This window comes from Telluria antibiotica, from assembly GCF_011682055.1.
In the GTDB taxonomy this organism is placed as follows: Bacteria; Pseudomonadota; Gammaproteobacteria; order Burkholderiales; family Burkholderiaceae_D; genus Telluria; species Telluria antibiotica.
Map to the genome: position 1 here is coordinate 22964 of NZ_JAAQOM010000012.1, position 13010 is coordinate 35973.

Below are 13010 nucleotides of genomic sequence, written 5' to 3' on the forward strand. Positions count from 1 at the left end.
AACCATTTTAACGTGACCATGCGAAACCTGCCGCCACCCCATCCAGCGCCGCCCGCCCATCCCGACCTCGAGCCGGACGATGCGCCGGACGATGAGCTGCCTGCCTATGCGGAACTGTTCTGCCTGTCGAATTTCTCGTTCCTGCAAGGGGCGTCGCATGCGGAAGAACTGGTGGAGCGCGCCGTGCAGCTGGGCTACGCGGCGCTGGCGCTGACGGACGAGTGCTCGCTGGCCGGCGTCGTGCGCGCGCATGCGGAGGCCAAGCGGGCAAAGCTCCCCTTGATCATCGGTGCGCACTTTCACCTGCAGTATCCGGACGGGCGGCGCGGGCCTTCCCTCGTGCTGCTGGCGCAGAACCGCAACGGCTACGGCAACCTGGCGGAGATGATCACGCTGGGGCGCACGCGCAGCGAGAAGGGCACTTACCTGCTGCATCCATCCGACTTCGATTCGCCGCCGGACGACCTCGAGCACCTGTGCGGGATGCCGGACTGCCTGGCGATCCTGCTGCCCGCGTATCCGGGACATCTGCAGGACGACGTCGATCGCCTGCACCTCCAGGCGGCGTGGGTCGCGCAGACGTTCCCGGGCCGCGCGTGGCTGGGCATGAACCTGCTGTACCGTGCGTTCGACGACGCGCACCGGTTCACCGTCGAGGAAGTGGGGCGGCAGCACGGCCTGCGCGTCGTCGCCTGCGGCCATGTGACGATGCACGTCCGTTCGCGCAAGCCCTTGCAGGACACGATGACGGCCATTCGCATCGGCACGCCGGTGGCCGAATGCGGCTACCGGCTTGCGCCGAACGCCGAGCAGCACCTGCGCTCGCGCGCGCGCCTGGCGGCCATTTATTCGCAGGCGGCGCTGGAGGAAACGGTCCGCATCGCGCAGATGTGCACGTTCTCGCTGGACGAGCTGCGCTACGAATACCCGGACGAGGTGGTCCCGCCCGGCCACACGGCCGCGAGCTATCTGCGTGCCGAGACGTGGACGGGCGCGCTGCGGCGCTTCCAGGGCACCGTCCCGGTCAAGGTGCAGGACCAGATCGAGCACGAGCTGGCGCTGATCGCCGAGATGCGCTACGAGCACTACTTCCTGACCGTGTACGACATCGTGCGCTACGCGCGCTCGCAGGCGATCCTGTGCCAGGGCCGCGGCTCGGCCGCCAACTCCGCCGTGTGCTACTGCCTGGGCATCACGGAAGTCGATCCGGCCCAGGGCAACCTGCTGTTCGAGCGTTTCATCTCGAGGGAGCGCAACGAGCCGCCCGACATCGACGTCGACTTCGAACACCAGCGGCGCGAAGAGGTCATCCAGTACATCTATCAAAAATACGGCCGCACCCGCGCGGCACTGGCCGCCGTCGTCATCAGCTACCGGCCGAGGAGCGCACTGCGCGACAGCGGCCGCGCGCTCGGCGTCGACCTCGCCATCGTCGACAAGGTCTGCAAGCAGCACCACTGGTTCGACGGCAAGGCCGACCTGCTGAACCGCCTGGTCGAGAGCGGCCTCGATCCGGAAGCGCCGCTGGCGCGGCAATGGGCGTCGCTGGCCCAGCGCCTGCTCGGCTTCCCGCGCCACCTGTCGCAGCATCCGGGCGGGTTCGTGATGGCGCGCGGGAAGCTGTCGCGCCTCGTCCCCGTCGAGAACGCGACGATGGTGGACCGCAGCGTGATCCAGTGGGACAAGGACGACCTCGAGGAACTGGGCCTCATGAAGGTCGACGTGCTGGCGCTGGGCATGCTGTCGATGCTGCGCCGCTGCCTCGCGCTCGTCGCGCTGCGCCGCGGCATGCCGTTCGAACTGCAGGACATCCCGCACGACGACCGTCCTACCTACGACATGATCTGCCGGGCCGACACCGTGGGCGTCTTCCAGATCGAATCGCGCGCGCAGATGAGCATGCTGCCGCGGATGAAGCCGCGCGAATTCTACGACCTCGTGATCCAGGTTGCGATCGTGCGCCCGGGGCCGATCCAGGGCGGTATGGTGCATCCCTACCTGCAGCGGCGCCAGGCCAGGGACCAGGTCGTGTATCCGAGCCCGAAAATGAAACTGGCGCTGGCCCGCACGCTGGGTGTGCCGATCTTCCAGGAACAGGTGATGCAGGTGGCGATCCTCGCGGCGGACTTCACGCCCGGCGAGGCCGACCAGCTGCGCCGCGCGATGGCCGCGTGGAAGCGCAAGGGCAACCTGGAGCACTATTACCAGCGCATCGTGGGCGGCATGCAAAGGAACGGCTACGACATCGAGTTCGCGCAGCAGATCTTCCAGCAGATCCAGGGCTTCGGCGAATACGGCTTTCCCGAATCGCACGCGGCCAGCTTCGCGCTGCTCGCGTACGCCAGTTCCTGGCTCAAGTGCCATGAGCCGGCGGCATTCCTCTGCGCGCTGCTGAACAGCCAGCCGATGGGGTTCTACAGCCCGTCCCAGCTCGTGCAGGATGCGCGCCGCCACGGCATCGAGGTGCGCCCCGTCGACGTCACGGCAAGCAGCCTGGAATCGACGCTGGAAGAGCGCGACGAAGAGAGCGTCGAAGAGCGCGAGGACGTCCCCCGTGCGCAGCCGGCCGTGCGCCTGGGCCTGCACATGCTGCGCGGGATGAAGCACGAGGCGGCCCGGCGCATCGAGGAGGCGCGCGCGGTGCGTTCGTTCGCCGACGTGGCCGACCTCGCGCGCCGTGCGGGGCTCGACCGGGGCGATTTGCAGGTGCTGGCCGCCGGCAATGCGCTGGGGGCGCTGGCCGGGCACCGCCGCCAGGCCTTGTGGCAGGCCGTGGGCGCCGTGCCCGACAAGGACCTGCTGCGGCCCACGGCGCCCGTCGAGGAGGTGCCGGTCCTGCCCGCGCCGCTGGAAGGCGAGGAGATCGTCGGCGACTACCGCGCGCAGGGCCTCACGCTGGGCCGCCATCCGCTGGCGCTGCTGCGCGAACGCCTGCTGGCCAAGCGCTTCCTGCCGGCCGACGTGCTGCACGATTTCCAGAACGGCCAGCTGGCGCGCGCCTGCGGCATCGTCACCGTGCGCCAGCGTCCGGGCACGGCGAATGGGGTGCTGTTCCTGACCATCGAGGACGAAACGGGCAACGTCAACGTGATCGTCTGGCCCCAGCTCGTCGAGCAGCAGCGGCGCGAAGTGCTGAACGCGTCGCTGCTGGGCGTGTACGGCGTGTGGCAAAGGGAAGGGGAGGTGCGGCACCTCGTGGCCAAGCGCCTCGTCGACATGTCGCAGTTGCTGGGCAAGCTGGATGCGCGCAGCCGGGATTTTTGCTAGGGGCTCGGCAGAAATGAAAAGCGCCGCACGGGGCGGCGCTGCAAAGATCCGACATGCCTTGTCAGGCAGGCTGTGTGCCGTAGTACTCGTGAACCGCGCCCATCCACCGCGTATCGGCCATGTCGGGCCAGTGGTCGGTATCGAACCCGGGCGCGCTCTCGATGCGCTCCTTCGGGATGTCCATCGTGAAGCGCTTGTGCTGCGTGTCGAGGGTCAGTGCCTGCCAGGGCACGGCGAACAGCTTTTCGCCCAGGCCGAGGAAGCGGCTGGACGACATCACCGCGTAGGCGATGGCGCCCGTGCGCATGTCGACCATGAATTCCTTGATGACGCCCAGGTGCTCGTTCTGCAGGTTGTGGACGTGGTCGCCGATCAAGGTGTTCGCGCCCATCAGTTCAGGGCCGGGTCCCTTGCCGTGCTTGTTCTTGTACATGCCGTAGTCGTCGCGTTCCTCGTAGGACATTTTCCCCTCCTCCTCGCAGCGTTCTTGTCCGGAAGCAGAAGAATAACCGAGTCTGGCGATTCGCTCCGGCCGCACGCGTACGGCCGGGCTCGGGCGGCATCAGAAGGTTTCCCACTCCTCGCCGACGGGGGCGGCCTTCGGAACGGGCTTGGCGACGGACGCACGGGGCGCGACGGCGACGACGGCGCGCGCCGGCGCGGCCTTGGAGACGGCCTTAGGTGCCGCTTTCGGAGCCGCTTTCGGCGCCGCTTTCGGTGCCGGCGCCTCCGTGCCGATGTGGAACAGGCTGACGACCTCGGCCAGCTTGTCGGCCTGCTCGCTCAGGGCGGTCGCGGCGGCGGCCGATTCCTCGACGAGGGCGGCGTTGTGCTGCGTGGAGGAGTCCATGTCGGCGATCGCGCGGTTGACCTGTTCGATGCCGGCGCTCTGCTCGCCGCTGGCGCTGGCGATCTCGGCGACGATATCGCTCACCTTGCGGATGCTGTCGACCACTTCGCTCATCGTCGTGCCGGCCTGGTCGACGAGCTTCGTGCCGTCTTCGACCTTGCTGACCGAGTTCACGATCAGCTCCTTGATCTCTTTCGCCGCCGCCGCCGAGCGCTGGGCCAGCGTGCGCACCTCGCCCGCCACGACGGCGAAGCCGCGGCCCTGTTCGCCGGCGCGCGCCGCTTCGACGGCCGCGTTCAGCGCGAGGATGTTGGTCTGGAATGCGATGCCGTCGATGACGCTGATGATGTCGACGATCTTCTTCGACGAATCGTTGATGGCGCCCATGGTCTGCACGACCTGGTCGACGACGGCGCCGCCCTGGGTGGCGATTTCCGACGCGGCGATCGACAGCTGGCTCGCCTGGCGCGCGTTGTCGGCGTTCTGGCGCACGGTGCCCGTCAGCTGCTCGACCGTGCTGGCCGTCGTGCCCAGCGAGCCCGCCTGTTGTTCGGTGCGGCTCGACAGGTCCATATTGCCGGCCGAGATTTCCGCCGACGCGGTGGCGATGGTGTCGGTGCCGCTGCGCACCTGGGAGACGATTGCCACGAGGCCGTCGTTCATGTGGCGCAGCGCGCGCAGCAGGGCGGCCGTTTCGCCCTGGCCCTCGGCTTCGATGCGCTGGGTGAGGTCGCCGGCCGCGACTTTCTCCGCGACATCGACGGCCTGGCGGATCGGGGCGACGATGGCGCGGGCCAGCAGCCACGCGCAGACGGCGCCGAACAGCACGGCGACACCGGCCACCACCATGATCATGCGCGCGCTGTTGCGGCTGGCGTTGTCGATGTCTTTCGCGACGGCGTCGATGCGGCTCTGCTGCATCTTGACCAGCTCGGCCTGCTTGCCTTCATAGGCTTCCGACGTCGGCATGTATTCCTGATTCAGGATACGGTCGGCCGCCGCGGTGTCGCCATCGGCCTTGGCCTTGATGGCCCGTTCCTTGGACGACGTATAGGCCTTGCGCAGCTCGGTGATGCGGCTGAACAGGGCGCGTTCTTCGTCGCTGTCGAGCAGCGCCTCGATCTGCTTGAGCAGCTCGGTCGAGCGCGAGGCGGTTTTGACGCCGTCAGCCTTGAAGAATTCGACGAGGCTGGGGTCCGAACTCTTGACGATGGCGGCCGTGCGGCGCACGGCGGCGAACGTCTGCATGTGCCATTCCTCCATCATGCGTTCCTTGGCCAGCGGCACGGCCATCATCGCGCGCGTGGCGTCCGCGATGGCATTCAGGCGCCAGACGGAGGCGGCCGCGATGACGAGTGTGAGGCCCAGCACGAGGGCGAAGCCCACACCAAGACGTTTCGCGATATTCATGTTGGCGAGAAAGCCCATACGATTCTTCCTTACGTGAAGCGTGATTTATTGTGTCCGGCAGGTGGGGCGTCCGTCGCGGCGGCGACGTCGGCGGCGGAATGTTTGCCGTATCGAGTTGACAACCCCGGGAAATCCGGTCCGGAAAAGCGTCTCCGTTACGAATTCTACTTATGGAAGGGGAAAATTTGTTACTTTGTGGAATCTCGCGCGCGGAACGTTAGCGCATTATCACCATAATGTTGTCCGCAGGTGACAACCTGATGCATACCAGATAAAACTGTGCCGCGTCTGCGCCATCGTGGCGGGACGCGGCATGGGGAAGAGTCAGGGATGGGACGCTGCGTGCAGGCGCGCAATGCGCTCCGCTGTCGCGGGGTGCGTCGACAGGTAGGTCATCGATTGCCGCAGCCAGCGCGGCACGTTGTTCTCGCCGGGATGCTGGCGTTCCAGTGCTTGCAGGGCGGTCGCGAGGGCATCCGGCGACAGGCGGTTGCGGCGCAGGACGCCGACGGCGTAGTCGTCCGCTTGCAATTCCATCGCGCGCGAGTATTGCATCTGCGTCAGCACGGCGGGCAGGCCGGCAGCGACGGCACTGAAGTCGCCGAACAGCGTGGCCGACAGGGCGGCCGTCAACGACGAGCCCGTCATGGCGCGGGTGGCGTGGCGCAGTTCGATGTGGCCGACTTCGTGGCCGAGCACGCCCAGCAGGCCGGCCTTGCCGTCCTCGTCGAGTACATTGTCGTCGTCGAACCCGAGGCGGACCATGTCGTCCGTGACGATGATCGTACCGTCCGGCAGCGCGAGCGCGTTGGCGCCCAAGATGGTCGATGCGCGTACGAGCACGCGCACGGGTACGCGCGGGTGCGCGGGCAGGACGCGCGGCAACAGGGCCTGGACTTCGGCGACGCGGTCCTCCGAGAGACGTGAGGGTGTCACGAATCCGCGCGCTTCCAGGCCGGCGAGCGCCGCCTCGCCGAGCTTCTTGTCGACCGATGCCGGCAAGTGCGCGGCGATGCGTTCGGCGGCCGCCGGCAGGCCCCAGAAGAAGCCGCCAGCGAGCAGCGCCAGCAGCAGGACGAGGGCGACGACGGCCGCCGGCCAGTTCGCCTGCCAACGTTCCACGCGGCTCTTGCTGTAGCCGAGCGCGTCCAGCATGGCTTGCCGCCCGGGGCCGTACGGCACTTCGCACGAGGCGTCACCGAGGCGCAGCAAGAGGGGCGCGCGCTCGAACGGCTCGGTCATGACGACGGCCGACAAGGGATAGCTGCGCGAAAAATCCGGTGCGTCCACGTGCAGGTGCCCGGCGCGCACGTCCAGGCCGACCGGTTGCAGGCGGGCGCTGTGGCCATCGAAGAATTGTGCGGCGATCATGTAAATCTCCTTACCAGGACAGGTCCACGCCGAGGAAATCGGCGACGCCATCGCCGGCCGCGGCGGCGGACGGGCGCCGCGCCGCGAGCACGGCCTGTTCGAAGCCGTCGGGCGTATCGACGGTCACGTGCGCCACGCGGTAGCGCCACGTGCGCACGGCGGCAAACGGGCGGTACAGGCCGAGGGTCAGGATGGTCAGCAGCACGTTCACGATCTGCAGGCGCATATACGGCCAGACTTTCATCGCGCACGTGATGCGCACGCCGGGAAAGCTCGTCGCGGACCACGCCCGGTTGTTCAAGCGCACGATGACATACGGGCCGATCAGGAGCATGGTGCCGTAGACGATCACGATGCCGAAGAGGAACGACAGGGCCATCGCCAACTTCGACGCATGCTTGCCCAAGGTCACCGCGAACAGGACGCCGGCAATGAAGCAAAGCACGATCATGCCCAGCCACATCAGGATCGCGAACAGGTAGGGCTTGGCCAGGTTCGTCATGCCGAGCGGGAACGTGGCGGGCTGGTCGCCCACCATCAGGTGCTTGTGCTGGTAAGTCCTCATCGCGCCGTGGATCAGCGGCCAGGCCAGGTACAGCAGGAAGATCGCAGCTGCCCACGGGGTGCCGGGGTACAGCGCCAGCAGGGCGCCGGGGAGCACGAAGATCGCCACCGGCACGAGGTACACGAGGTACGCTTGCCCGATGCTTCCCGAAAAGCCGAACGGCAGTCCGCGGTAGACCGTGTTCGACAGGCGGAAGCGCAGCGCCGAGCGCATCATGAAGGGCAGCCCGACCAGCAGCAGCCCGATCGTGACCAGGCCTGCCTTCACCGAGAAGCCGAACGCATAGTGATAAGCGGCCAGCACGATCACCGCGAGGATGCGGCCGCGCAGGATCGCTTTCGGGTCGCCGCGGAAGTCGAAGCTGGCGCCCGCGAGCTGGGTGTTACGGTAAAAATATTGCAGTCGCCGGGTCTTGGCCCAGGCCGAGTAGATGCCCAGCGTGGCCACCGTCAGCAGCAGGTTGACGATCCAGATACGAAAGTATTCGGCCCCGCCGCCGGAGAACGTCAGGCCGTGCGCCGTCTCCGCGGCGACGGTGGGCGGGAGGGTGGCGGTGCTGTCGTCGAGTTCGTGCATGGCCGGATTTTCTTGACGTAGAAGAAAGAATGTCAGTGTATCCACAGTTTGGTATGTTTGACAATTCCTGGAAGAAAAATTTTTCTGAAGACATTTTTTGCCGTTTGGACGACAACCAGTCATTGCCCTTTGGCCATGACTGAGGACGTATTGGCAGGTTTAAGGTATAATTTCTATTTCCCGCGCGTGCCGTTCGGCACCTTCTGCACAATGACCAAATTCGTATTCGTCACTGGCGGCGTCGTGTCTTCCCTGGGTAAGGGGATCGCGGCCGCCTCCCTCGCCGCGATCCTCGAATCGCGCGGTCTCAAAGTCACCATGCTCAAGCTCGACCCGTACATCAACGTGGACCCGGGCACGATGAGCCCCACCCAGCACGGCGAAGTGTTCGTCACCGACGACGGCGCCGAGACCGACCTGGACCTGGGCCACTATGAGCGCTTCATCAGCACGCGGATGAAGAAGGTGAACAACTTCACGACCGGCCAGATCTATGAATCGGTGATCCGCAAGGAACGCCGCGGCGAGTATCTCGGCAAGACCGTGCAAGTGATCCCGCATATCACCAACGAGATCCAGGACTACATCCGCCGCGGCGCCGAAGGCGTCGACGTGGCGCTCGTCGAGATCGGCGGCACCGTCGGCGACATCGAGTCGCTGCCGTTCCTGGAAGCCGCGCGCCAGCTGTCGCTGCGCCAGGGCCGCAAGGGCGCAGCGTTCGTGCACCTGACCCTCGTGCCGTACATCTCGTCCGCCGGCGAACTGAAGACCAAGCCGACGCAGCACTCGGTGCAGAAGCTGCGCGAGATCGGCATTTCGCCGAACGCGCTGCTGTGCCGCGCCGACCGCCGCATCCCGGACGACGAACGCGCCAAGATCTCGCTGTTCGCCAACGTGGAAGAGCAGGCCGTCATCTCCGTGTGGGACGTCGACACCATCTACAAGGTGCCGCAGGTGCTGTGCGACCAGGGCCTCGATGACATCATCCTGGACGCCCTCGGCATCGACGCGCCGCCGGCCGACCTGTCGATGTGGACGAAGCTGATCCACACGCTGGAGAACCCGAAGCACGAAGTGACGATCGGCATGGTCGGCAAATACGTCGACCTGATCGAGTCCTATAAATCGCTGACGGAAGCGCTGCGCCACGCCGGCATCCACACGGAAAGCCGCGTCAACATCGAATACATCGACTCGGAAGAAATCGAGTCGACGGGCTGCGCCAACCTGGCCAAGTACGACGCCATCCTCGTGCCGGGCGGCTTCGGCAAGCGCGGCGTGGAAGGCAAGATCATGGCCGCCCGCTATGCCCGCGAAAACAAGATCCCTTACCTCGGCATCTGCCTGGGCATGCAGGTCGCGCTGATCGAATACGCGCGCCACATGGCCGGCCTGCCGAACGCCAACTCGACGGAATTCGATCCGGAGACCGACCAGCCGGTCGTCGCCCTGATCAACGAGTGGCAGAACCACGACGGCAAGGTCGAGAAGCGCGACAGCAATTCCGACCTGGGCGGCACCATGCGCCTGGGCGCGCAGACGTGCGCCGTGAACCCGGGCACCTTGGCTGCCGAGATCTACGGCAACGTCGTGACGGAGCGCCATCGCCACCGCTACGAAGCGAACAATTACTACCTGCCGAAGGTCGAAGCGGCGGGCCTCGTCGTCGCCGCGCGTACGCCGAACGAAGACCTGTGCGAGATCATGGAACTGCCGCGCAGCGTCCACCCGTGGTACATGGGCGTGCAATTCCACCCCGAGTTCAAGTCGACGCCGCGTAACGGCCACCCGCTGTTCTCGTCGTTCATCCAGGCTGCGCTGGCCCACCAGGCCGCGAACAGCAACCAGCAAGCGGCAAACACGCCTGCACTGCAAGGAGATGCAGCATGAAACTGTGCGGATTCGACGTCGGCCTCGACCAGCCGATCTTCCTGATCGCCGGCACCTGCGTGATCGAGTCGCGCCAGATGGCGATGGACGTCGCCGGGCAACTGAAGGAAATCACTTCGGCGCTGGGCATTCCGTTCATCTATAAATCGTCGTTCGACAAGGCGAACCGTTCGTCCGGCAAGTCGTTCCGCGGTCCCGGCATGGAAAAGGGCCTGGAGATCCTCGCGGACGTGCGCCGCGAAATCGGCGTGCCCGTGCTGACCGACGTGCACACGGAAGAAGAAATCCCGGTCGTCGCGAGCGTCGTCGACGTGCTGCAGACGCCGGCCTTCCTGTGCCGCCAGACCGACTTCATCAACGCCTGCGCTCGTTCCGGCAAGCCCGTGAACATCAAGAAGGGCCAGTTCCTCGCGCCGGGCGACATGAAGAACGTGATCGACAAGGCGCGTGCAGCCGCTGCAGAAGCAGGCTTGCCCGACCAGTTCATGGCGTGCGAGCGCGGCGTCTCGTTCGGCTACAACAACCTCGTGTCCGACATGCGTTCGCTCGCCATCATGCGCGAATCGAACTGCCCCATCGTCTTCGACGCCACCCACTCCGTGCAGCTGCCGGGCGGGCAGGGCACGTCGTCGGGCGGCCAGCGCGAGCACGTGCCCGTGCTGGCGCGCGCGGCGGTGGCGGCGGGCGTGTCGGGCCTGTTCATGGAAACGCACCCGGACCCCGCGTGTGCGCTGTCGGACGGCCCGAATGCCGTGCCGCTCGGCCGCATGAAGGATTTGCTGACTACCCTGGTCGATATCGACCGCATCGTCAAGAAGGCCGGCTTTATCGAGTCCGATTTCTCTTGATAATTTTGGTACCTAGTAGGGTGGGCACCCCTGTGCCCACGCGTGACGTATGCGGCTCGTCGGCGTTACGCGTGGGCACGGGGTGCCCACCCTACCGAGTTAATCTGACGGCGCCATGCGGCTCGGCGTCGTTCCGCGCTTAGGCAACTTTTACTTTCTGGAGAATGAACTACCATGAGTGCTATCGTTGATATCATCGGCCGCGAAATCATCGACTCGCGCGGCAATCCGACCGTCGAGTGCGATGTGCTGCTGGAATCCGGCGTGATGGGTCGCGCCGCCGTCCCGTCGGGCGCCTCGACCGGTTCGCGCGAAGCCATCGAGCTGCGCGACGGCGATCCGAAGCGCTATTTCGGCAAGGGCGTCCTGCAAGCCTGCGAGAACATCAACACCGAGATCAGCGAAGCCATCATGGGCCTGGACGCCAACGAACAGGCATTCCTGGACCGCACCCTGATCGACCTGGACGGCACCGAGAACAAGAGCCGCCTGGGCGCGAACGCGATGCTGGCCGTCTCCATGGCCGTCGCCAAGGCCGCCGCTGAAGAAGCGGGCCTGCCGCTGTACCGCTACTTCGGCGGTTCGGGCGCGATGCAGATGCCGGTGCCGATGATGAACGTCATCAACGGCGGCGCGCACGCCGACAACAACCTGGACATCCAGGAATTCATGATCATCCCGGTCGGCGCGCCGTCGTTCAAGGAAGCCGTGCGCTACGGCGCCGAGGTGTTCCACACCTTGAAGAAGATCCTGCACAGCAAGGGCCTGAATACGGCGGTCGGCGACGAAGGCGGTTTCGCCCCGTCCGTCGCGAACCATGAAGAAGCCATCAAGCTGATCATGCAAGCGATCGAGCAGGCCGGCTACGTGGCCGGCCAGGACATCGCCATCGGCCTGGACTGCGCCGCCAGCGAGTTCTACAAGGACGGCAAGTACGTGCTGGAAGGCGAAGGCGGCCTGCAACTGTCGGCGCAGGACTTCACCAACATGCTCGCGACCTGGTGCGACAAATACCCGATCGTCTCGATCGAGGACGCCATGGCCGAAGGCGACTGGGAAGGCTGGGCCACGCTGACCGCGGCCCTGGGCAAGCGCGTCCAGCTGGTGGGCGACGACCTGTTCGTCACCAACACCAAGATCCTGAAAGAAGGCATCCAGAAGGGCATCGCCAACTCGATCCTCATCAAGATCAACCAGATCGGCACGCTGACGGAAACGTTCGCCGCCATCGAGATGGCCAAGCGCGCCGGCTACACGGCCGTGATCTCGCACCGTTCGGGCGAGACCGAGGACTCGACCATCGCCGACATCGCCGTCGGCATGAACGCGCTGCAGATCAAGACGGGCTCGCTGTCGCGTTCCGACCGCATGGCGAAATACAACCAGCTGCTGCGCATCGAGGAAGACCTGGGCGACATCGCCAGCTACCCGGGCCGCGACGCCTTCTATAACCTGAAGTAATCGAGTAGTATTCGATACGGGTCCGGTTCTCCGGGCCCGTATTGTCATTCCGCCCAGCCGTTTCCACCATGCGCCTCATCACCCTTGCCCTGGCAGCCTTGCTGCTGCTGATCCAGTATCCCCTGTGGCTGGGGAAGGGCGGCTGGCTCACCGTGGCCGACCTGGAATCCCAGGTGGCAGCCACGCGCGCCAGGACCGAACAGCTGAAGGCGCGCAACGCCAAGCTCGAATCGGAAGTGCGCGACCTGAAGGACGGCCTCGGCGCCGTCGAGGAACGCGCGCGCTACGAACTGGGCATGATCAAGTCGAACGAGATCTTCGTGCAGGTATTGCGCAAGGACGAGAAGCCGGCCGTCATGATGACGGAACCGCCGCCGCCGCCCCCGCCGAAGGTCAAGAAGGACGGGCGCAAGGCCGAGGATTGATGCCATGACCGCCGCAGACGCTTCCCCGCCGCTCGACACGCTCGAAGGCGTCGCCGGCTATCTCGCCGCCGCGTTCGACGCCGGCGATCCGGACACCATGACGCAGGCGCTGGCGCTCGTCGCGCGCGCCGGGGGCCTCGCGCCGCTCGCGGCCGCGGCCGGCGTGCCGCGCGCCGAGTTGGCGGCCGCGCTCGAGGCCGGGGAAATCGGCCTCGATGCGCTGTTGTCGATCATGAAGGTCATCGATTTGCACCGTCCGGCGGACGGGGCGCTGAACTAAGTCGGTGTCAGTGGGTTCCTGTCCGGGTACCCCGATGTTACGTATCACCGCGTGGGCACGGAGTGCC

The 13010-nt window shown here is 66.1% G+C and carries 10 protein-coding genes; 6 read left to right on the forward strand and 4 right to left on the reverse strand.

Going from position 1 to position 13010, the window contains the following annotated elements:
• Positions 1-18: 18 nt before the first annotated feature.
• Positions 19-3267, forward strand: a complete 3249-nt coding sequence (locus tag HAV22_RS19305; protein ID WP_166861588.1) for an error-prone DNA polymerase — start codon at positions 19-21, stop codon at positions 3265-3267.
• Between the two features lie 61 nt (positions 3268-3328).
• Here the strand turns inward: HAV22_RS19305 and HAV22_RS19310 are convergent, their stop codons facing one another.
• The 4 genes from HAV22_RS19310 to HAV22_RS19325 form a co-directional block, all read right to left on the reverse strand.
• Positions 3329-3730 carry a PRC-barrel domain-containing protein gene (locus tag HAV22_RS19310; RefSeq protein ID WP_166861352.1) on the reverse strand — a complete coding sequence of 134 codons (402 nt, stop codon included), beginning with the start codon at positions 3728-3730 and terminating at the stop codon, positions 3329-3331.
• 99 nt (positions 3731-3829) lie between these two features.
• Positions 3830-5545 carry a methyl-accepting chemotaxis protein gene (locus tag HAV22_RS19315; RefSeq protein ID WP_166861354.1) on the reverse strand — a complete coding sequence of 572 codons (1716 nt, stop codon included), beginning with the start codon at positions 5543-5545 and terminating at the stop codon, positions 3830-3832.
• Positions 5546-5851: 306 nt separating this feature from the next.
• Positions 5852-6898, reverse strand: a complete 1047-nt coding sequence (locus HAV22_RS19320) for a M48 family metallopeptidase (RefSeq protein WP_166861356.1) — start codon at positions 6896-6898, stop codon at positions 5852-5854.
• A gap of 10 nt (positions 6899-6908) precedes the next feature.
• Positions 6909-8039: a YjgN family protein gene (locus tag HAV22_RS19325; protein WP_166861358.1), complete on the reverse strand. Its 1131-nt coding sequence runs from the start codon at positions 8037-8039 to the stop codon at positions 6909-6911.
• Positions 8040-8249: 210 nt separating this feature from the next.
• On the opposite strand from HAV22_RS19325, the gene pyrG reads away from it, so the two are divergent.
• The 5 genes from pyrG (at position 8250) to HAV22_RS19350 (ending at position 12943) form a co-directional block, all read left to right on the forward strand.
• Positions 8250-9929 (forward strand): CTP synthase, encoded by a 1680-nt coding sequence (gene pyrG, locus HAV22_RS19330; RefSeq protein WP_166861360.1) that lies wholly within the window; start codon positions 8250-8252, stop codon positions 9927-9929.
• The gene (gene kdsA / locus HAV22_RS19335; RefSeq protein WP_166861362.1) at positions 9926-10777 is read left to right on the forward strand and encodes a 3-deoxy-8-phosphooctulonate synthase; all 852 of its coding nucleotides are present in this window, start codon (positions 9926-9928) and stop codon (positions 10775-10777) included. The genes pyrG and kdsA overlap by 4 nt, the downstream gene beginning before the upstream one ends.
• Positions 10778-10951: 174 nt before the next feature.
• A complete protein-coding gene (gene eno, locus HAV22_RS19340) occupies positions 10952-12238 on the forward strand; it encodes a phosphopyruvate hydratase (RefSeq protein WP_029756775.1) in 1287 nt (428 codons plus the stop codon).
• A 68-nt stretch (positions 12239-12306) separates the two neighbouring features.
• The gene (gene ftsB, locus HAV22_RS19345; RefSeq protein ID WP_166861364.1) at positions 12307-12663 is read left to right on the forward strand and encodes a cell division protein FtsB; all 357 of its coding nucleotides are present in this window, start codon (positions 12307-12309) and stop codon (positions 12661-12663) included.
• Positions 12664-12667: 4 nt separating this feature from the next.
• A complete protein-coding gene (locus tag HAV22_RS19350; protein WP_166861365.1) occupies positions 12668-12943 on the forward strand; it encodes a helix-turn-helix domain-containing protein in 276 nt (91 codons plus the stop codon).
• The last annotated feature ends 67 nt before the right edge of the window (positions 12944-13010 follow it).